Source organism: Nocardia mangyaensis, assembly GCF_001886715.1.
GTDB lineage: Bacteria > Actinomycetota > Actinomycetes > Mycobacteriales > Mycobacteriaceae > Nocardia > Nocardia mangyaensis.
The window spans coordinates 4,366,669-4,386,385 of sequence record NZ_CP018082.1 but is presented as its reverse complement, the minus strand read 5'-3'; the positions used below and the strand labels follow the sequence as shown (position 1 = coordinate 4,386,385).

The 19,717-nt window shown below is 69.1% G+C and carries 19 protein-coding genes; 17 read left to right on the top strand and 2 right to left on the bottom strand.

Annotated elements, in window-relative coordinates; translation table 11 throughout:
- Window positions 1-65: 65 nt before the first annotated feature.
- The 7 genes from BOX37_RS19920 to BOX37_RS19890 all read left to right on the top strand — a co-directional run bounded on the left by BOX37_RS19920 (window position 66) and on the right by BOX37_RS19890 (window position 5,890).
- Window positions 66-881 carry an ABC transporter ATP-binding protein gene (locus BOX37_RS19920; RefSeq protein WP_084759879.1) on the top strand — a complete coding sequence of 272 codons (816 nt, stop codon included), beginning with the start codon at window positions 66-68 and terminating at the stop codon, window positions 879-881.
- Window positions 878-1,726, top strand: coding sequence for an ABC transporter permease (locus BOX37_RS19915; RefSeq protein WP_071928984.1), 849 nt, complete (start codon window positions 878-880; stop codon window positions 1,724-1,726). The genes BOX37_RS19920 and BOX37_RS19915 overlap by 4 nt, the downstream gene beginning before the upstream one ends.
- A gap of 38 nt (window positions 1,727-1,764) precedes the next feature.
- On the top strand, window positions 1,765-2,901 hold the full coding sequence (locus BOX37_RS19910; protein WP_071928983.1) for a hypothetical protein: 1,137 nt from the start codon (window positions 1,765-1,767) through the stop codon (window positions 2,899-2,901).
- A 201-nt stretch (window positions 2,902-3,102) separates the two neighbouring features.
- Window positions 3,103-3,672, top strand: coding sequence for a crossover junction endodeoxyribonuclease RuvC (gene ruvC / locus BOX37_RS19905; protein ID WP_084759877.1), 570 nt, complete (start codon window positions 3,103-3,105; stop codon window positions 3,670-3,672).
- Window positions 3,669-4,268: a Holliday junction branch migration protein RuvA gene (gene ruvA / locus BOX37_RS19900; RefSeq protein ID WP_071928982.1), complete on the top strand. Its 600-nt coding sequence runs from the start codon at window positions 3,669-3,671 to the stop codon at window positions 4,266-4,268. Before ruvC ends, ruvA begins: the two co-directional genes overlap by 4 nt.
- Window positions 4,269-4,271: 3 nt before the next feature.
- The gene (gene ruvB / locus BOX37_RS19895) at window positions 4,272-5,333 is read left to right on the top strand and encodes a Holliday junction branch migration DNA helicase RuvB (RefSeq protein WP_071928981.1); all 1,062 of its coding nucleotides are present in this window, start codon (window positions 4,272-4,274) and stop codon (window positions 5,331-5,333) included.
- 44 nt (window positions 5,334-5,377) lie between these two features.
- Window positions 5,378-5,890 (top strand): GtrA family protein, encoded by a 513-nt coding sequence (locus BOX37_RS19890; RefSeq protein ID WP_240504951.1) that lies wholly within the window; start codon window positions 5,378-5,380, stop codon window positions 5,888-5,890.
- A gap of 161 nt (window positions 5,891-6,051) precedes the next feature.
- Here BOX37_RS19890 and BOX37_RS35845 read toward each other — a convergent pair whose 3' ends face one another.
- A complete protein-coding gene (locus BOX37_RS35845) occupies window positions 6,052-6,630 on the bottom strand; it encodes a DivIVA domain-containing protein (protein WP_071928980.1) in 579 nt (192 codons plus the stop codon).
- Between the two features lie 182 nt (window positions 6,631-6,812).
- Between BOX37_RS35845 and BOX37_RS19880 the strand changes: the two genes are divergently transcribed.
- The 6 genes from BOX37_RS19880 (at window position 6,813) to BOX37_RS19855 (ending at window position 14,153) form a co-directional block, all read left to right on the top strand.
- The gene (locus BOX37_RS19880) at window positions 6,813-8,303 is read left to right on the top strand and encodes a flavin-containing monooxygenase (protein WP_071928979.1); all 1,491 of its coding nucleotides are present in this window, start codon (window positions 6,813-6,815) and stop codon (window positions 8,301-8,303) included.
- 165 nt (window positions 8,304-8,468) lie between these two features.
- Window positions 8,469-8,810 carry a preprotein translocase subunit YajC gene (gene yajC, locus BOX37_RS19875; protein WP_071928978.1) on the top strand — a complete coding sequence of 114 codons (342 nt, stop codon included), beginning with the start codon at window positions 8,469-8,471 and terminating at the stop codon, window positions 8,808-8,810.
- 96 nt (window positions 8,811-8,906) lie between these two features.
- Window positions 8,907-10,631: a protein translocase subunit SecD gene (gene secD, locus BOX37_RS19870; protein WP_071928977.1), complete on the top strand. Its 1,725-nt coding sequence runs from the start codon at window positions 8,907-8,909 to the stop codon at window positions 10,629-10,631.
- Window positions 10,628-11,812, top strand: coding sequence for a protein translocase subunit SecF (secF, locus tag BOX37_RS19865; protein ID WP_071928976.1), 1,185 nt, complete (start codon window positions 10,628-10,630; stop codon window positions 11,810-11,812). The genes secD and secF overlap by 4 nt, the downstream gene beginning before the upstream one ends.
- A 23-nt stretch (window positions 11,813-11,835) precedes the next feature.
- Window positions 11,836-13,551 carry an ABC transporter substrate-binding protein gene (locus BOX37_RS19860; protein WP_071928975.1) on the top strand — a complete coding sequence of 572 codons (1,716 nt, stop codon included), beginning with the start codon at window positions 11,836-11,838 and terminating at the stop codon, window positions 13,549-13,551.
- 29 nt (window positions 13,552-13,580) lie between these two features.
- The gene (locus BOX37_RS19855) at window positions 13,581-14,153 is read left to right on the top strand and encodes an adenine phosphoribosyltransferase (RefSeq protein ID WP_071928974.1); all 573 of its coding nucleotides are present in this window, start codon (window positions 13,581-13,583) and stop codon (window positions 14,151-14,153) included.
- A 9-nt stretch (window positions 14,154-14,162) separates the two neighbouring features.
- Here BOX37_RS19855 and BOX37_RS19850 read toward each other — a convergent pair whose 3' ends face one another.
- Window positions 14,163-14,774, bottom strand: a complete 612-nt coding sequence (locus BOX37_RS19850) for a GNAT family N-acetyltransferase (protein ID WP_071928973.1) — start codon at window positions 14,772-14,774, stop codon at window positions 14,163-14,165.
- A gap of 293 nt (window positions 14,775-15,067) precedes the next feature.
- On the opposite strand from BOX37_RS19850, the gene BOX37_RS19845 reads away from it, so the two are divergent.
- The 4 genes from BOX37_RS19845 (at window position 15,068) to BOX37_RS19830 (ending at window position 19,692) form a co-directional block, all read left to right on the top strand.
- Complete coding sequence (locus BOX37_RS19845) at window positions 15,068-16,645, top strand: ABC-F family ATP-binding cassette domain-containing protein (RefSeq protein ID WP_071931681.1); 1,578 nt, start codon at window positions 15,068-15,070, stop codon at window positions 16,643-16,645.
- A gap of 101 nt (window positions 16,646-16,746) precedes the next feature.
- On the top strand, window positions 16,747-17,694 hold the full coding sequence (locus tag BOX37_RS19840; protein WP_071928972.1) for a hypothetical protein: 948 nt from the start codon (window positions 16,747-16,749) through the stop codon (window positions 17,692-17,694).
- Window positions 17,691-19,019 (top strand): adenylosuccinate synthetase, encoded by a 1,329-nt coding sequence (locus BOX37_RS19835; RefSeq protein WP_420811541.1) that lies wholly within the window; start codon window positions 17,691-17,693, stop codon window positions 19,017-19,019. The genes BOX37_RS19840 and BOX37_RS19835 overlap by 4 nt, the downstream gene beginning before the upstream one ends.
- Window positions 19,020-19,062: 43 nt before the next feature.
- Window positions 19,063-19,692, top strand: a complete 630-nt coding sequence (locus BOX37_RS19830) for an NUDIX hydrolase (RefSeq protein ID WP_071928970.1) — start codon at window positions 19,063-19,065, stop codon at window positions 19,690-19,692.
- Window positions 19,693-19,717 lie beyond the last annotated feature (25 nt).

The window sequence follows — 19,717 nt, the reverse complement described above, 5'->3', positions numbered from 1 at the left end:
TATACGAAACAAGGGTGTAATCATGCCGACCGCCATCGGCAATGACCGGTGACTAGAAATAGTCCATGAGCGCAACGGCTTCCACCGCGTCGCCCGCCATCGACTCGTATACGAGCATCGACCGCGACGCCGATTCCGCCCCGGCCCTGACCTTCGACGGCGTCTCCCTGGTGTTCGGCGACGGCACCAGGGCGCTGTCCGACATCGACCTGCGCGTGCGATCCGGCGAATTCGTCTCGCTGGTGGGCCCTTCGGGGTGCGGCAAGTCCACCCTGCTGCGCCTGGCGGCCGGCTTCGAACAGCCGACCGGAGGCACAGTGCGCGTCGACGCGGGCCGGATGGGCTACGTCTTCCAGGAGTCGACCCTGCTGGCCTGGCGCAGCGTGGCCCGCAATGTCGAACTCCCCGCCGAACTGGCCGGGGTCGACCGGGCGACCCGCCGGGCCGACGCGCAGGACGCGATCAACCGGGTCGGGCTCACCGGCTTCGAGAAACACAAACCCGCCCAGCTCTCCGGTGGCATGCGGATGCGGACCTCGATCGCCCGCGCACTCACCCTGCGGCCCGAGTTGTTCCTGTTCGACGAACCTTTCGGTGCCCTCGACGAGATCACCCGGCAGCGGTTGAACGAAGAGGTCGGCGCGCTGTTCCGGCGCGACGGCTTCGCCGGGGTCTTCGTGACCCACTCGGTCGGCGAGGCGGTGTTCATGTCGACCCGCGTCGTCGTGCTCACCGGTCGGCCCGGCCGCGTCGCCGCCGAGATCCCGGTGCCCTTCGACTTCCCGCGCCTGCCCGCGCTGCGCTACACCCCGGAATTCGCGGCGATCTCGGCCGAGGTCTCGGCCGCTCTGCGTGGCGCCGAACAGGAGGCGGCCGCGTGACCGCCGTCGCCGTCGCCGGGGTGGGGGAGACCGCCGCGCGGTCACCGCGCCGGTGGCCGTTTCGGATGTCCCCGATCCGGGTGTTCGCGCCGGTGGTCGTGTTCGTGGCGGTGCTGGCGAGCTGGTCGCTGGTCAGTCACGTGCTGCTGGACCCGCAGTCGCGGTTCCTGCTGCCCGCGCCGGAACAGGTCGTCGCCAAGGGGCTGCTGGACCCGATGGCGCGGTCCACGATCGTGACCGCGCTGTGGTCGACGGTGCAGGTTGCCCTCGTCGGGCTGATCATCGCGATCGTGCTCGGCGTCGCCTTCGCCGTGATCATGAGCCAGGCCCGCTGGGCGGAGTACTCGCTGTATCCGTATGCGGTGGTGCTGCAGACGATCCCGATCCTCGCGGTGGTCCCGCTGTTCGGTTTCTGGTTCGGCTACGAGTTCTCCAGCCGGGTGATCGTGTGCGTGATGGTCTCGCTGTTCCCGGTCATCACCAACACCTTGTTCGGCCTGAAATCGGTGGCGCCCGCCGAACACGACCTGTTCACCCTGCACGGCGCGGGCCGCGGGCAGCGACTGCTGAAACTGCAACTGCCGAGCGCGCTGCCCGCGATGATCTCCGGATTCAAGATCTCCGGCGGCATGGCCATCATCGGCTCCATCGTCGCCGACTTCTTCTTCCGGCAGGGGGAACCGGGTATCGGCCGGATGATCGACGTCTACCGCCAGCAGCTGGCCACCGAGGAACTGCTCACCGCTCTGCTGCTGTCCTCGCTGGTCGGCCTGATCCTGTTCTGGCTCTTCGACTTCCTGGCCCGCCGGGTCGACCACGCGCACGGCCTGCGTCGCGACGCCTGACTCCACCCCCGCACATTCGCTCGACCCGAAGGACTCCCGTGCACAACAAACCCCTCCTCGCCACGGCCGCACTGGCCGGGGCCGCCCTGCTGACCGCCTGCAACAGCGCGACTTCCGTGCCCGAACCGACCGGCGAGGGCATCCTCGCCGGGGTCTGCCCGTCGACCGTGGTCATCCAGACCGACTGGTACGCCACCCCCGAACGGGCCGCCGCTTTCCAGCTGGTCGGCCCCGACGGCACCGTCGATGTGCACAAGGGCGCCTACACCGGCCCGCTCGCCGACACCGGCGTGAATGTCGAAGTGCGCCTCGGTGGTCCGTTCCTCGGCGGACAGCCGGTGCCCGCCCAGATGTATCAGGACACCAGCATCACCCTCGGCTTCGTCCCCACCGACGACGCCGTGCGGTCCGCGGCCAAGTTCCCGGTGACCGGCGTCTTCGCCTCCCTCGATGTGAACCCGCAGATCGTGATGTGGGACCCCGCGACCTATCCGCAGGTCAAGACCTGGAAGGACGTCGCGGCCAGCGGTGCGCCGGTGGTCTACTCCGAGGGCAAGATCTTCATGGACTACCTGATCGCCGACGGTGACGTACTGCCCGAGCAGGCCGACGCCTCCTTCGACGGCACCCCGAGCCGGTTCGTCGCCGAACGCGGCCGGGTGATGCAGCAGGGCTATGTCTCCAACGAGCCCTACCGCTGGGAACACGACGTCACGGGCTGGATGAAGCCGGTCGAATCGCTGCTCGTGCACGAATCCGGCTACGAGATCTACCCGCACGCCTGGTCGGTGCGCACCGGCGAACTCGACACGCTCAGCGGCTGCCTGACGGCCCTGGTGCCGATGCTGCAGCAGGCCCAGATCGACTACGTCGACGATCCCGAACCCGTCAACGCCGCCCTGCTGCGCATCGCCGAGACGATCCCCGACGGCCCGCCGATGACCGCGGCGGGCAATACCGACTCGGTGAAAGTCCAGCTCGCCCAGAAGATCGTCGGCAACGGTCCCGACGACACCCTCGGCGATTTCGACACCGCCCGCGTGGACCGCGTGATCACCGCGGTCACCCCGATCCTGCGCAAGCGCGGCGTCGAGGTCCCCGACGACGTCACCGCCGACACGATCGTCACCAACCGGTTCATCGATCCCGCGATCGGGCTGCCGACGACGCCGTGACGGCCGACGCCGCGGGGTGTCGCGGCCCGACCTGCCGCGTCCGGATTCGGGCCGGTCGATCGCGCGCTGGACATCCGCTCCCACCGTCGCCCACACCGCGGTTGTGGTCGTGCTGTCCGTGCCTCGTGTCGCTCGTCGGCGCGCGAACCGGAATGCACTACGCTTTCGAACAACTGTTCGTGTTCGTCGAAGGGGTTGCCGGTGCGGGTGATGGGCGTCGATCCCGGGCTCACCCGGTGCGGGCTCAGCATGGTCGACAGCGGGCCGGGGCGCAAAGTCGTCGCGCTCGATGTGGGGGTGGTGCGGACGCCGCCGGAGGCGGAGCTGGCCTTGCGGCTGATGGCCGTCGCCGATGCCGCCGAGGAGTGGATGGACACCCACCGGCCCGAGGCGGTCGCGATCGAGCGGGTCTTCGCCCAGCACAATGTGCGTACGGCGATGGGGACCGCGCAGGCCGGTGGGGTGATCGCCCTGGCGGCGGCGCGGCGGGGGATACGAGTCGCGTTCCATACCCCCAGTGAGGTCAAGGCCGCCGTCACCGGCCACGGCACCGCCGACAAGGCCCAGGTCACCGCCATGGTGACCAGGATTCTCGGACTACAGGTGGCCCCGAAACCGGCCGATGCCGCCGATGCGCTCGCCCTGGCGATCTGTCATTGTTGGCGGGCGCCGCTGCTGGACCGGATGGCGGCCGCCCAAGCCAAGGCGGACGAGGTGCGCCGCCGCTACGAACAACGGCTCGCCGAACAACGAAAGGTGGTGCGCGGGTGATCGCGTCGATACGCGGTGAGGTGCTCGAGATCGCGCTCGATCATGTGGTGATCGAGGCCGCCGGTGTCGGCTACCGCCTCAACGTCACCCCCGCCACGCTGGCCGGGCTCACCCGCGGCGAACAGGCTCGGCTGTCCACGGCGATGATCGTGCGCGAGGACTCGATGACCCTGTACGGGTTCGCCGACACCGAGGCACGCGAACTGTTCGGCCTGCTGCAGACCGTGTCCGGTGTCGGACCGCGCCTGGCGATGGCGGTGCTGGCCGTGCTGGAACCCGAGGCACTGCGCAAAGCGTTGGCCGAGAGCAACGTCGCGGCACTGACCCGGGTACCCGGCATCGGCAAGCGTGGCGCCGAACGCATGGTCGTGGAACTGCGCGACAAGGTGAATCTCGTCCCGGTGCCCGCCGGTCCGGCCGGTGATCGGGTACCGATCACGCCGGTGCGCGAGCAGGTCGTCGAGGCGCTCGTCGGGCTCGGCTTCCCGGCGAAGCAGGCCGAGCAGGCCGTCGACGCCGTCCTGGCCGACCAGCCCGCCGCGAGCACCTCGGTGGCGCTGCGCGCCGCCCTCGGATCGCTCGGCAAGAACAGGTAGACGATGGACGCCGACGAGGACTTCGACGACTCCGCGCTCACCGCCCGGTATCTGCCCACCGACGGCGAAGCCGAGACCGGCCTGCGCCCGCCCTCGCTCGACGAGTTCATCGGCCAGCCCCGCGTCCGCGAACAGCTCGCCCTGGTCCTGCGCGGCGCCCGCCAACGCGGCGCGACGCCCGACCACGTGCTGCTCTCGGGGCCACCGGGTCTGGGCAAGACCAGCATGGCGATGATCATCGCCACCGAACTCGGTACCGCCCTGCGCATCACCTCCGGCCCCGCCCTCGAACGCGCGGGCGACCTCGCTGCCATGCTGTCGAACCTGGTCGAAGGCGATGTGCTGTTCATCGACGAGATCCACCGGATGGCCCGGCCCGCCGAGGAGATGCTCTACCTGGCGATGGAGGATTTCCGTGTCGACGTGGTCGTCGGCAAGGGCCCGGGCGCGACCTCGATCCCCCTGGACATCGCACCGTTCACCCTCGTCGGCGCGACCACCCGCTCCGGCGCGCTGACCGGCCCGCTGCGCGACCGCTTCGGCTTCACCGGCCACATGGACTTCTACGACACCGGCGAACTGCTGCGGATCCTGCTGCGCTCGGCCCGCATCCTCGGTGTACAGATCGACGACGACGCCGCCGCCGAGGTGGCCGATCGATCCAGGGGCACGCCGCGCATCGCCAACCGGCTGCTGCGCCGCGTCCGCGACTTCGCCGAGGTCAGGGCCGACGGCTTCATCACGCTGCCGATCGCCCAGGCCGCGCTCGAGGTCTACGACGTCGACGTGCTCGGCCTCGACCGGCTCGACCGGGCCGTCCTCGGCGCACTGGTGCGCGGATTCGGCGGGGGACCGGTGGGCGTCTCGACGCTCGCGGTCGCCGTCGGCGAGGAAGCGGCCACGGTCGAAGAGGTCTGCGAACCCTTCCTCGTGCGTGCCGGACTCGTCGCCCGCACCCCACGCGGCCGGGTCGCGACCGCCGCGGCCTGGGAGCACCTCGGTCTGGTGCCACCACCGGATCTGCTGATCGGCGCGATCGAAGTGCGTGGGCGCGAACCAGCTTGACACCGAACGGGCACGCCGCGCCGGTGTCGTCTACTGTCGGCTTGGTGGCAGTCCATGCGGTGGTGCAGCGTCTCCCCGAGCCGTTGCGCTCGGTGGCTCTCGCGCACCGGGAACTCTTGAAGTTCGCGGTCGTCGGCGCGACGACCTGGTTCATCGACACCGGCGTCGTGTACGCGCTGAAGCTGACCGTGCTCGGCGACAAGCCGCTGACGGCACGCCTGCTCGGCGCGCTGATCGCGACCATCGCCTCCTACATTCTCAACCGCGAGTGGTCCTTCCGCACTCGCGGTGGCCGACAGCGCAGCCACGAAGCGGCGCTGTTCTTCACCGTGAGCGCGCTCGGCATCGGTGTCACCATGCTCCCGCAGGCGATCTCGCTGTACTTGCTGAATCTGCGTGTGCCGCACGTGGATCCGGCCGTGCAGATGGTCGCGAACTTCGTCTCCGGGCAGATCCTGGGCGTCCTGCTGGCAATGGCGTTCCGCTTCTGGGCGTTCCGCCGCTACGTGTTCCCCGACGACCTGCGCGAAGCCGAACTCCACAGCATCCAGGGCTGAGACATGGCGGCTGGTGCCGCGGGTTCTCGGCCTGTTCCCTCGATCTTCCCTCCCGCCGGGTACTCCTTCGTCGCACCCTCTGGTCAGTCCAGATCGAGGCGGCCGAGAACCATGTCTGTGGGCGGCTGGTGCCGCGGGGGATCGAGAGGTGGCCGAGAACCTCATACCCGGCGTTCGGCGTGCTCGAGTGCGGTGATCACCAGGTCGATGAAGGCGTCGACCTCTTCGCGGGAGTAGCCGCGGGTTCCGAGGCGGGTGTCGGTGAACCGGACTCCGCGCACGTCGGTGGCGGTCAGGCTGCCCGGGCCGTTGTGGGCCAGGGTCGCCGCGACCAGGTCGAGGAAGGCGTCGACCTCTTCCTCGTGGTAGCCGCGCCTGCCGACCGCGGACTGGCTGAACCGCATGCGGTGCACGTCGTCGGGGGTCAGCATCTCGGCGATGTCGTCACCAAGGCGTGCCGCCGGGACCGGTGCGCCGCCCTTCTGCCGGTGTTCGAGTTCGGTCCTGACCCGGTCGAGGAAATCGTCGACCTGGTCGGCCTGATAGCCGCGACCGCCGAATCGCGGGGCGCCGAAGTGGACGTGGCGGATGTCGTCGGCGGTGAGGGCGCCCTGTCCGTCCAGGGTGGCCGAGACCAGTTCGAGGAAGGCATCGACTTCGTCGGCGTGGTAGCCACGGTGGCCGAGGTTCGGCATGGCGAAGTGGGTGCGGCTCACGTCGTCGGGCGTCACAGCGGTCATTGTGTCAGGATTGCCCTTCTATCCCACGGGTTTTCGTCATCGGGGCAGCGACTGACGACGCCGTCGATCGACGGCCGCCGTACCGCGTGACTGTACACCGGGTGGCCGCGAGATCGTGACGATGTTACTCTCTGTAACAGACACTTTTTCGATGAGCACGGTGTTGTGCTTGGAGGTTCGACGTGGCACCTCAGTTGGACGCGGTCATCGTCGGGGCGGGTTTCGGTGGCATCGGGGCCGCCATCGAACTCGACCGGCTCGGCCTGCGCGATTTCGTCATCCTGGAGCGCGAGGACGACCTCGGCGGTACCTGGCATGTGAACCGGTACCCCGGCCTGGCGGTCGACATCGCCTCGGTCACCTACTCCTATTCCTTCGAGCCGAATCCGTACTGGTCGCGGCTGTTCGCGCCCGGCGCCGAGCTCAAGAAGTACGCCGAGTTCGTGGCCGACAAGTACGACCTGCGCCGGCGGATGCGCTTCGGGACCGTCGTCGAGGGCGCCCGCTGGGACGAGGACAACCAGCAATGGGTGGTCACCGTCGCCGGTGGGGAGACACTGACCGCGCGCTATCTGCTCGCCGCGACCGGGTTCCTGTCCCAGCCCTACACTCCGCCGTTCCCGGGGATCGAGTCCTTCGCGGGCAAGATCATCCACACCACCGACTGGGACGACGGCTACGACCTCACCGACCGCCGGGCCGCGGTGATCGGCACCGGCGCCACCGCGGTGCAGCTGGTGCCCGAGGTCGCCAAGAAGGTCGCCGCGCTGACAGTGTTCCAGCGCACTCCGATCTGGGTGGTGCCCAAGGTCGACGTGCCGATCCCGAAGCCGGTTCAGCAGGTCTTCGCCAAGGTGCCGCTCACCCAGAAGGCCGCGCGGCTGGTCAACACCGGCATGCTCGAGGCGCTCATGGTCGTCGGCGTGCTGCACTACGCGCAGGCCAAGCCGCTGAACAAGGCGGCCGCGGCGTTGGCCAAGGCGCATCTGTTCGCGCAGGTGCGAGACAAGGACACCAGGGCCGGGCTCACCCCGCACTACGACTTCGGCTGCAAGCGGCCCACCTTCTCCAATCAGTACTTCAAGACCTTCAACGAACCGCACGTGCGGTTGGAGACGAACTCGATCGACCACGTCGAGCCCGACGGCATCGTCACCGCCGACGGGCGCAAGACCGAGATCGACACCCTGCTGCTGGCCACCGGCTTCAACCTGTGGGACGTGAATTTCCCGGCCATCGAGATCGTCGGCCGTGACGGGGTGAATCTCGGAAAGTTCTGGCGCGACAACCGCTTCCAGGCCTACGAGGGCATCACCGTGCCCAGGTTCCCGAACTTCCTGAGCCTCAACAGCCCCTACTCCTACAGCGGGCTGTCGTACTTCACCACCATCGAGGCCCAGATGAAGCACATGGGCAGGCTGTTCACCGAACTGTTCCGGCGCGGCGAGCAGACCTTCGAGGTCACCGAGCGGGCCAACGCGGAGTTCCTCGACCGGGTCACCGACAAGCTCGGCTCGTCGGTGTTCTACGGCGGCGACTGCTCGACCGCCCGCAGCTACTACTTCAACCAGCACGGGGAGGCCGCGCTGCTGCGGCCGACCAGCACCGTCAACGCACACCGCGAGGCGGTCACCTTCCCGCTCGACGACTACACCTACGGGCGTACCGCCTGAGCACGCTCGACCCCACCCGGCCCCGGTCCGCGCCGCGCGGACCGGGGCCGTTTCGACTCCGTCCGGCCTCCCCACCGGGTGTCCGGTGTGTCGCCGCGATGGAGAACTGGCAGACTGTCAGGCGTACTTGCACGTCCACCCACTGACTAGGGACTGACTTCGACGATGGACTTCCTGTTTCCGCTGCTGATCCTGGCCCTGCTCGTGCCGATGTTCTTCGGTATCCGCAAACAGAAGCGGGAGGCCGAGAAGGTCTCGAGCATGCAGGAGAGCTTGAAGGTCGGTGACTCCGTGATCACCACCTCGGGTCTGTACGGCACCATCGTCGACCTCGACGAGACCACCGTCGACCTGGAGATCGCCGAGGAGGTCGTCACCACCTGGCTGCGCCAGGCGATCCGTGAGGTCCGGGTGGAGGAGCCGGTGGGCGAGGAGACCCCCGCCGCGACCGATGCCGCCGTCGAGGAAGCCGTGGATCAGACCGAGACCCGGCTGACCAAGGACTGACCCCGTCACACCTTCCGCCGGGCGCCCAGCGTGCCCGGCCGGGCACCGTCGTGTCCACCGAACCAGCCTCGACTTCCGCCTAGGAGATGACCTGCTGTGCCACCTTCCCAAGGATCGGCGCATCCGTTCCGGCTGCTCGGCGTCTACGCCGCGCTGCTGGCCGTGATCTACGCGCTGGTGTTCTTCACCGGTGACAAATCCCCCACGCCCAAGCTCGGCATCGACCTGCAGGGCGGTACCCGCGTCACCCTGACCGCGCGCACCCCGGACGGCAGCAACCCGAGCCAGGACAGCCTGAAGAAGGCGCAGGAGATCATCGAGAACCGTGTCAACGGTCTCGGTGTCTCCGGCTCCGAGGTGGTCATCGACGGCAGCAACATCGTCATCACGGTGCCCGGCGACGACAGCCAGCAGGCGCGTGCGCTGGCCACCACCGCCAAGCTCTACATCCGCCCGGTGCTGGCCGCCACGCCGCCGCAGGCCGGTGGCGCCGCCCCGGAGGCCCCGCCCACCGGCGGGACGGCACCGCAGGCGCCGCCTGCCGACGGCCAGGATCCGCAGGCACCGGCCACCGATGCCCCGGCACCGGCGACCGACGCGCCCGCCCCGGCCGACGGCGAGACCACGCCGGCCCCACAGTCGCGGGTGTTCCCCGCCCAGGCACCCCCGACCCCGACGCCGTCGCCGGGCAGCCCCACCTTCCAGGAGCAGCAGGCCAAGGAGATCGCCGACGCCAAGGCGCTGCGCCAGAGCACCGATCAGGCCGTGCAGCAGGTCGCCATGGCGAGCATGGACTGCACCGTGCCCGACCCTCTGGCCGGTAACGACGACCCGGCGCTGCCACTGGTCACCTGCTCGCAGGACGGCACCGAGGTGTTCCTGCTCGGCCCGAGCCGCATCGACGGCCAGGAGATCGCGGACGCCACCTCCGGGCTGAACCCCCAGCAGGCCCGGCACGAGGTGAACCTCGAGTTCAAGGGTTCGGGTTCGGACGCCTGGGCCGATCTGACCGGTGAGTACCTCAACCAGCGGGTCGCGTTCGTACTCGACTCGGAGGTGGTCAGCGCGCCGGTGGTGCAGCAGGGTCCGCAGTTGGGCGGTCGCACGTCGATCTCGGGCAGTTTCAACGCCGACAGCGCGGCCGAGCTGGCCAACACCCTGAAGTACGGCTCACTGCCGCTGTCGTTCCAGACCTCGGAAGCCGAGACCGTCTCGGCCACCCTCGGCCTGTCCTCGCTCAAGGCCGGTCTGCTGGCCGGTGCGGTCGGCCTGATCGCGGTGCTGATGTACTGCCTGCTCGTGTACCGGCTGCTCGGCTTCCTCGCTGGGTTCTCGCTGGTCGTGGCCGGGTTCGCCGTCTACGGCATCATCGTGCTGCTCGGACGCTGGATGTCGTTCACCCTCGACCTGGCCGGTATCGCCGGTCTGATCATCGGTATCGGTCTGACCGCCGACTCGTTCGTGGTGTTCTTCGAACGCATCAAGGACGAGATGCGTGAGGGCCGCAGCTTCCGCTCGGCGGTGCCGCGCGGCTGGGGCCGCGCCCAGCGCACCAACCTGTCCGGCAAGACGGTCAGCTTGATCGCCTCGGTCGTGCTGTATCTGCTCGCCGCCGGTCAGGTGAAGGGCTTCGCCTTCACCCTCGGTATCACCACCGTCCTCGACGTGATCGTGCTCTACCTGGTCACCGCCCCGCTGATGATGCTCGCCGCGCGCTCCCCGTTCTGGGCCAAGCCGTCGGTGAACGGTCTGGGTGTGGTGCAGCAGATCGCCAGGGAACGCGGCGCGGGCCAGGTCCGGCCGAAGGAGATGTCACGATGACCAACGCCAATCCCACCGGCGAATCGGTGGCACTCGACAAGGCCGAGCCCGCCTCGGCTCCGCACCACACCTTCCTGGAGCGGCTCTACACCGGTACCGGTGGCTTCCCGATCATCAGCAGGCGCAAGTTCTTCTACACCCTCGCGGCGATCTTCCTGCTGGTCTCGCTGCTCAGCATCGCGGTGCGCGGATTCACCCTCGGCATCGACTTCACCGGCGGCTCGCGGATCCAGATCCCCGCCACCGACGAGATCACGACCCAGCAGGTGGAGGACGTCTACGCCGAGGCGCTCGGCCACGGGCCGGTCTCGGTGCAACGGGTCGGCTCCGGTGCCAGCGCGACCATCCAGGTGCGCTCGGAAGCCCTCGACGTCGCCCAGATCGAGCAGGTGCAGACCGCGCTGTTCGATCGGTTCCAGCCCAAGGATGCCTCCGGGGAGGTCACTCGCAACGCCATCAGTTTCGCCGAGATCAGCGAGACCTGGGGTGGGCAGATCACCCAGAAAGCGCTGATCGCGCTGGCGGTGTTCGTCGTGTTGACGATGATCTACATCGCGATCCGCTTCGAACGCGACATGTCGATCGCGGCCATCGTGTCGCTGTTCTTCAACCTGATCGTCACCGCGGGTATCTATTCGCTGGTCGGGTTCGAGGTGACCCCGGCCGCGGTGATCGGTCTGCTCACGATCCTGGGCTTCGTGCTCTATGACAACGTGGTGGTCTTCGACAAGGTCGAGGAGAACACCAGGGGTGTGTTGCACCTGAAGAAACGCACCTATGCCGAACAGGCGAACCTGGCCGCCAACCAGACTCTGATGCGCTCGATCAGTACCACCGTCATCGGTATCCTGCCGATCATCGGCATGCTGGTGATCGCGGTCTGGCTGCTCGGCGTGGGCACGCTCAAGGACCTCGCGCTGGTGCAGCTGGTCGGCATGATCGTCGGCGCCTACTCCTCGATCTTCTTCGCCGTCCCGGTGCTGGTGTCGATCAAGGAACGCTGGGGTCCGGTGGCCACGCACACCAAGAAGGTGCTCGACAAGCGGGCCGGAATCGGCGTGGCCCCCCGGGTTCCGGTGGGCGCGAGCGCGGGTGCCGCCCGTGGTCCGCGGCCGACCGACGCGGGCGCGCCTCGGCCGGGCAGCCGGCCCAGCGGGAAGCGGCACAAGAGAAGGCACTGACGCCGAGAGCAGGGGGTCTCATCATGCGACGCAGCAGGATTCGACTGATCACCGTGCTCGCCACGGCCGCCGCGGTAACCGCCGGGCTGGTGGCCGGGTGCTCGACCACGAACCAGGTGCCCTCCATCGGGTACGCGGTCGACGCCGCGGTCGCCAGCTACAACGGCGGCAGCACGCTGGGCGCGAGCAGTGGCGCCGCGGCGGTGTTCGGGCGCGTGCTGACCGGGTTCTTCTACACCGGACCCGATGGGCAGCAGGTCGCCGACACCGACGCGGGCACCGCGAAGGAGGTGCCGGGCGAGGCCCAGACCGTGCAGTACCGGCTCAACCCGGACGGGGTGTACTCCGACGGGGTGGCGACCTCCTGCGACGATCTGGTGCTCGCCTGGTCGGCCCGGTCGGGCAAGTACACCCGGCCGGGCGACAACGGCCCGGTGCCGCTGTTCGACGCGGCCAGCACGGTCGGCTACGCCGACATCGAGCGGGTCGACTGCGTGCCCGGGTCCAAGGACGCCACCGTGGTGTTCCGGCCCGGCAGGCACTACCTGCCGTGGCGCACCCTGTTCACCGCCGCGGAGCTCCTGCCGGCGCACGTGGTGGCGCAGGCGGCGGGCGTGCCGGATGTGGTGAGCGCCCTGCAGGCCGGTGACGGCGCGGTGCTCGGGCGCATCGCCGATTTCTGGAACGCGGGCTGGACGATGAAGCCGGGCTCGCTCGATCTGACCAACTTCCCGTCCTCGGGGCCGTACCGGATCGAATCCTTCGGCGCCGATGACGGTTTGGTGCTCGTGGCCAACGAGAAGTGGTGGGGTTCGCCGCCGAAGACCAGCCGGATCGTGGTGTGGCCCAAGGGCACCGACTTCGCCGCCAAAGCGAAGGAGAACGCGCTCGGCGTGGTGGATCTGGGCGCGGGCTCGGTGGCCGAGCTGGATCTGGCCGGGTTCGACGAGCAGACCCTCCCCAGCCGCGGCGCCGAACAGCTCGTGCTCGCCACCGCGGGGGTGTTCGCGCCGGTGGAGGTGCGTCGCGCCTTCGCTCAGTGTGTGCCGCGCCAGGCCCTGTTCGACACCCTGGGCAAGGCGGGCGAGCCGCCGGCCATCGGTCTCGGCTCCGGGCCGCTCAACGCCCATGTGGTGCAGCAGGATTCGCTGTACTACCCGGCGGTGACCGGGGCCGCCGACAAGTACCGGGGCACCGACATCCCGGCAGCCACCGCGACGCTGGCCTCGGCAGGCGTGCCGCAGCCGACCGTCCGGATCGGCTATCAGGCACCTGACGAGCGCCGGGCGCGGACGGTGGCCGCGATCGCCGATTCGTGCCGTGGCGCGGGGATTTCCGTGGTCGACGCGGGTGCGCCCGACTTCACCCCGGTCCGGTTGGCCGAGGGCGCGGTCGACGCCGTGCTCGGCTCGACCGCGGGAGTACCCGGACCCGCCGGCTCGTCCGCCGGGGTCACCGCCTTCGCCGCGTTGCGGGCCGGTAGCGGACTCGATGTCGGTGGCTTCGCGAACGGTCGTTACGATGCGATCACCGATCAGCTTGCGGGAGAGGACGACTCGACCGTGACGCTGAATCTGCTGACCGAGGCCGAGAACCTGCTGTGGGCGCAGCTGCCGAGCATCCCGTTGTTCGCGACACCGCGCATCATCGCGTTCGGCCACGGCATGCAGAACGGGATAGCCGGGCCGACGCAGGCCGGTACCGGCTGGAACATGGACCGCTGGGTGTTGCAGCGGTGAGCAGTCGTGGACGTGACGGAGAGGTGTCGATGAGCAAGCACGCGGTGGTCGAATCCGACGACCAGGTTGTCGAGCGGACCGAGAAGGCCGCGGACGCGGTTTCGCGGTTGACCCGCTGGCACGACGATTTCCCTACGCCCGGTGTGCGTTTCGCTGATCTCACCCCCGTGTTCGCCGACGCCGAGGGCTTCCGCGCGGTCGTCGACTGCTTCGCCGCCATCGCCCCCGAGGCCGATATCGTCGCCGGTGTCGATGCCCGCGGCTTCCTGCTCGGCGCCGGAGTGGCCGCCACGCTGGGCACCGGCGTGCTCGCGATCCGCAAGGGCGGCAAGCTGCCGCCGCCGGTCGTCTCGCGCGAGTACCAGCTCGAATACGGTTCGGCCGCACTGGAAATCCCCGCCGACGGTGTCGAACTCACGGGCAAGCGCATCCTGCTGCTCGACGACGTCCTCGCCACCGGGGGCACTCTCGCCGCCGCGGCGGCTCTGTTCGCCGAGGTCGGTGCCGAGGTCGTCGCGGCCGCCGTGGTGCTGGAACTCGAGTTCCTGAAGGGCCGCGACCACCAGGGCGACTACCCGCTCACCTCGATCGTCAAGCTCTGAGCCGCTCGCTCAGCGAGCCGCGCGCAGCATCAGCCACAGTGGCGGGCCGCCGGGGATGCGGATCTCGTCGGTCACGGTGAAGCCGAAGCGTTCGTAGTACGGCACATTGTCCGGGTTGCTGGATTCCAGGTAGGCGATGCTGCTCTCGGCGTCGACGCGGTCGAGCCGGGAGCGCAGCAGCGCATTGCCGTATCCGGCACCGCGAGCATCGGGCGCGGTGCCGATCATTCCCAGGTACCAGTGCGGTTCAGCGGGGTGATGCTGCTCGAGCAGGTCGGCGACCTGTTTGCCCGCGAGGATGCGCCTGCCGAGGGCGCGCACCAGTCCGGGCATCATGCGCAGATCGGTGCGTGGACTGGTCTGTCGCCGATTCGGTGGCGTCCAGAGCGCGGTGCCCGCGACCGTGCCATCCGGGCGCAGCGCGAGCTCGGAGGCACCGGCCGGGACGAACACGTGGCGGGCGACGGTGGCGAAGAACCGCGGCAGACCCACCGCGCGGCGGCGCTCGTCCGGCAGGATCCAGCGCATCACCGGATCGTGCGCGAACGCGGCGGCCAATGTGTCCGCCGCTGCCCGGACATCGCTCTGACCAGCTGCTCGTACTCGAATCGCCGTCGACATCACATTCCTTCGGTCGTTGCTTTCCTGGCGTGCGATCGCCCGGTCCCGGGATCATCGCCCGGTACCGAGGCTAGCGTGGCGCGGTGTCGTCCGGACGCCGCGTTGCGCCGGGGGTCCTGCGGTGAGCGCACTCACGTTCGGGAAAAAGGGGTGGCGCGACGGGACGGGCCGGGTGTATCAATGACTGGTCTTGTTCCCGGCGATCGGAGTCGTGCGTTGATTTCTTGAGGTAGCGCTTTCGGACGGTCCGCATTCTGCGCACCGTGTATCCGCCGCACCTCGAGGGGATCCGCATGGCCTCTTTGTCCTTTTCCGATCTCACCTTCCACTGGCCCGACGGCACCGTGCTGTTCGACGGCCTCGACGCCGTCGTTGGAACCTGCCAGATCGGTCTGGTCGGCAGCAATGGCGCGGGCAAATCCACGCTGCTGCGGCTGATCACCGGCGAGCTGACCCCGCTGCGCGGGTCGATCACGGTACCGGGCCACCTCGGTCACCTGCGCCAGGACCTGGGAATGCGCACCGGCCAGCGGGTCGACACCGTGCTCGGTATCGCCGACCTGCGCGCCGCACTGCACCGGATCGAGCGCGGTACCGGCGAACCCGACGACTTCGACACCATCGGCACGCACTGGCAGGTCGAGGACGAGGCCGTCGCCCTGCTGGGCAAGCTCGGGCTCGACTACGTCGCCGGCTCGGCGGCCGATCTCGACCGCACCCTCGACACTCTCTCCGGTGGCGAGACGGTGCTGCTCGGACTCGTCGCCGAACTCCTGCGCGAACCCGACGTGCTGCTGCTCGACGAACCGACCAACAACCTCGACGTCGCCGCGCGAGCGCGGCTCTACGAGGTGATCCGGCAGTTCTCCGGCACCGTGATCGTGGTCAGCCATGACCGTGAACTGCTCGACCTGATGGACGGCATCGCCGAACTACGCGCCGGGGAGATCCGGTCGTTCGGCGGCAATTTCACCGAGTACGAACGGATCGTCGAGCAGGAGCAGGCGGCCGCGCGCGCCGCGGTCCGTGACGCGCGCGGCGACGTGCGCAAGCAGGCGCGCGAACTGGTCGACGCGCGAACCAAACTGGATCGCAGGGCGCGGTTCGCGCAGAAGATGCAGGACAACAAGCGGGTGCCGAAGATCGTCGCCGGTCTGCGCAAGAACGCCGCTGAGGTCTCGGCGGGCAAACTGCGCAACTCCCACATCGAGAAGCTGGACTCGGCGCGCGACACCCTCGATCACGCCGAGGAATTGGTCCGCGCGGACCGGCAGATCCGGATCGACCTGCCGGGCACCCGGCTGTATCCGGGGCAGGATGTGATCGAGCTGCGGGCGGCCGAACTGGCCAATGGTCCGGTGGTGGATCTGCGGGTGAGCGGGCCGGAACGGATCGCGCTCACCGGGCGCAACGGCGCGGGCAAGACCACGCTGCTGCGCCGCATCGTGGCCGAGCCGCCGATGGTGGCGTGGCGGTTGCTGCCGCAGCGCCTCGATGTCTTCGACGAAGAACGCACGGTGTTCCAGAATGTCGCCGAGGCCGCACCGCACGCCTCGGCCGAGCAGATCCGCGGGCAACTGGCACGGTTCCTGTTCCGCGGGGCCGATGCCGACATTCCCGCCTCGGCCTTGTCCGGTGGCGAACGCCTCCGTGCGGCCCTGGCCACCCTCCTGCTGGCCGAACCCGCGCCGAAACTGCTGATGCTCGACGAGCCGACCAACAACCTCGATCTGCCCAGCCTCGCCCACCTGACCCAGGCGCTGGCCGGTTTCGAAGGTGCGTTGATCGTCGTCAGTCACGACGCCCGTTTCCTCGACGACATCGGTGTCACCCGCACCCTGGAACTCACCCCCGAGGGGCTGGTCGAGTAGCTCCGACCAGCCCCTCGGGGCTTCGACGCACGGCGAAGCTCTTGACGGGGACTGTTTTAGTTTAATAGACTAAAACAGTCCGAACGAGAGGAGTGGTTCGCATGGGGTACGGACACTGGGACGACACGGCTTACCGGGCGGGCAAGACCTACCGTGCTCGGCACGGGGTCGACGACTTCGGGTACACGGCCGAGACGCGGAGTCAGCCGTACGAGACGTGGTGTGCGCACCCGCTGCTCGATCCCTTCGGGGTCGGGACACGGGAGTGCCGGGATTCGGCGGAGCACGGGGAGTCGTTGCCGGTGGCGGTGTTGTTCGACGTCACCGGGTCGATGGGAAAGGTGCCGCGGATCATGCAGGACAAGCTCGGCACATTGCACGGGCTGTTGCGGAGCAGGGGATATGCGCGGCACCCGCAGCTGCTGTTCGGGGCGATCGGGGACGCCGACACCGACCGGGTGCCGCTGCAGGTGGGGCAGTTCGAGTCCGACAACCGGATGGACGAGCAGCTGCGCGCGATCTTGCTCGAGGGCGGCGGTGGCGGGCAGAAGTCCGAGAGCTACGAGCTGGCCGCCTATTTCATGGCCCGGCACGTGGCGACCGACGCGTGGGACAAGCGTGGCAAGCGCGGCTATCTGTTCCTGATCGGGGACGAGCTGAACAAGTCGCGGCTCGCGGCCCGCCACATCCGCTCGGTGATCGGGGACCACGTGCGTCGTGATGTCTCGGTCGACTCGATCTACCACGAACTCGAGCAACGGTGGCACGTGCACTACATCCTGCCGAATCAGTCCTCGTATTACCGGGACCCGCAGATCGCCGCGCACTGGCGCGGACTGCTCGGGCAGAACTTCCTGAAGCTCGACGACCCCGCCGCGGTGTGCGAACTGATCGCGCTGACCATCGGGCTGGGGGAGGACCGGGTCGACCTCGACACCGGGCTGGCCGATCTGCGCGATGTGGGCTCGGCCGACGAAGCCGATGCGGTGGGCCGGGCACTGGGCGCCAAGCCCGGCGGTGGCATGCGGGCGCTGCCGCCGGGGCGATGAACAACGAGAAGGCAAGGGGTGCGCGGATGTTCGGTGACAGTCATCTCGTCGTCGTCGACCTGGGCTTCGGCGACGCGGGCAAGGGGGCGACGGTCGACTGGCTGTGCTCGCCCGAGGCGGACCTCGCGGTGGCGGCGGTCGTGCGGTTCAACGGTGGTGCGCAGGCCGCGCACAACGTGATCGCCGACGGCCGCCACCACACCTTCGCTCAGTTCGGCGCGGGCACCTTCGCCGGGGTGCCGACACTGCTCTCACGGCACATGCTGGTGGAGCCGATCGCGCTCGCCGCCGAATCCGACCGGCTCGCTGCCCTCGGCGTGCCCGACCCGCTCGGCCTGCTCGCCGTCGACGGGCGGGCCCTGCTGACCACGCCGATCCACATCGCGGCGAACCGTGCGCGCGAGGACGCGAGGGGTTCCTCGCGGCACGGTTCCTGTGGCCGGGGGATCGGCGAGACCGCATGGTACGCGCTGGAGCACGACGCGCCGACCGTGGCGGACTGCCGGACACCCTCGGTTCTGCGGGCCAAGCTGGACCGCCTCGCCGCGCACTACGACGCGCTGGTCGGCCCGAGTGCGCACGGATACGAGCCGATCGACGCGCTCGTGGCGATGTACGGCGACTTCGCGCATGCGGTGCGCATCACCGACGATGGCGAACTCCGGCGCGTCGCACGCCGCGGCAGACTGGTGTTCGAAGGGGCACAGGGCGTCCTGCTCGACGAATGGCGTGGATTCCATCCGCACACCACCTGGTCGACGGTGGAACCGCGCAACGCGCGCGCCCTGGTCGCCGAGATCGGTGGCACCGCGGCGGTGCTCGGTGTCACCCGCACCTACATGACCCGCCACGGTGCGGGCCCGCTGCCGACCGAATCCGCACTCGACCTCCCCGAGCCACACAACGGCACCGGTCCCTACCAGGGCGCGTTCCGTCAGGGGCACCTCGACCCGATCCTGCTGCGCTACGCCATCGAGGTCTGTGGCGGGATCGATGGCCTGGTCGTCAACCACCTCGACGCTCCCGCGACACTGTGCGCCGCAACCGCATACGACACGGACCGGGGTGTGGTCACCGAGCTGGTACTCGGCCGCTGGCGCGATCTCGACCACCAGCAACGGCTCACCGAACAACTGTCCGGAGCGACATCGATCCTCGTGCCGATCGGTGCCGACCCGGTGCCCTGGATCGCCAACCGGCTGGATGTCCCGGTGGTCCTGACCGGCCACGGCCCTGACCGTCGCGACCGGATCGCCCATCGGGAACCCGTGCCACGCACCGGAAACCGCCCGACGTTGTCCTCGGTGACCCAGGTTCCGGCCTGAGGAGGTCGAGACGAACGAACACCGATAGGGAAGAATCTCGCCGGTGGAGCAATCGGTTGTATCGATCGACGTGGTGACTCTGCGATGCTGGGACGCCGAAAGTGCGGTCAGCGTCGGCATCGCCCCGCGCGAGTTCGAACCGTTCACCGGCGAACTCGCCCTGCCAGGTGTGCTGCTGGGTCGGGGGGAACGGTTGGCCGAGGCCGCCCGGCGGGCCGTGCACACCAAGCTGGGCGTGCCAGATGAGGCGATCGGGGCGGTGGGGCAGTTGGTCACCTTCGACGAGCCGCATCGCGATCCGCGCGGTCCGACCTTGTCCATCGCGATGTGGGCGGTCGTGGCCGAACACGACGGCCCCGCGGAATGGGTCGGCTTCGACGAGGTCCCGCCGCTGGCGTTCGACCACAATCGCATCGTCGACACCAGCCGGACGCTGCTGGCCGGGCTCCTCTGGAAGGACCAGCACCTGACCAGGGCGTTGGCGGGCGAGCAGTTCCCCGCCACCCGCGCGGTCGACCTCAGTACCTCCCTGCACGGGGTACGCCCCGACCCGGCCAACCTCAACCGGACCCTCGCCGCCATCCCCGGCCTCGAGCGCACCGGGGAACGGCGCCGGGTGAAGGCGACCGGGCGCCCGGCGGTGGTGTGGGCTTTCACGTCCGCCGAGGGCTGAATGAGCCCATTCGCGCAGTTCCTGT

Coding starts and splice junctions, on each gene's coding strand:
- BOX37_RS19855 (WP_071928974.1), top strand. CDS start 13,581: ATGAGCAAGCACGCGGTGGTCGAATCCGACGACCAGGTTGTCGAGCGG.
- BOX37_RS19845 (WP_071931681.1), top strand. CDS start 15,068: ATGGCCTCTTTGTCCTTTTCCGATCTCACCTTCCACTGGCCCGACGGC.
- BOX37_RS19840 (WP_071928972.1), top strand. CDS start 16,747: ATGGGGTACGGACACTGGGACGACACGGCTTACCGGGCGGGCAAGACC.
- BOX37_RS19860 (WP_071928975.1), top strand. CDS start 11,836: ATGCGACGCAGCAGGATTCGACTGATCACCGTGCTCGCCACGGCCGCC.
- ruvB (WP_071928981.1), top strand. CDS start 4,272: ATGGACGCCGACGAGGACTTCGACGACTCCGCGCTCACCGCCCGGTAT.
- BOX37_RS19920 (WP_084759879.1), top strand. CDS start 66: ATGAGCGCAACGGCTTCCACCGCGTCGCCCGCCATCGACTCGTATACG.
- BOX37_RS19850 (WP_071928973.1), bottom strand. CDS start 14,774: ATGTCGACGGCGATTCGAGTACGAGCAGCTGGTCAGAGCGATGTCCGG.
- secF (WP_071928976.1), top strand. CDS start 10,628: ATGACCAACGCCAATCCCACCGGCGAATCGGTGGCACTCGACAAGGCC.
- BOX37_RS35845 (WP_071928980.1), bottom strand. CDS start 6,630: ATGACCGCTGTGACGCCCGACGACGTGAGCCGCACCCACTTCGCCATG.
- BOX37_RS19835 (WP_420811541.1), top strand. CDS start 17,691: ATGAACAACGAGAAGGCAAGGGGTGCGCGGATGTTCGGTGACAGTCAT.
- yajC (WP_071928978.1), top strand. CDS start 8,469: ATGGACTTCCTGTTTCCGCTGCTGATCCTGGCCCTGCTCGTGCCGATG.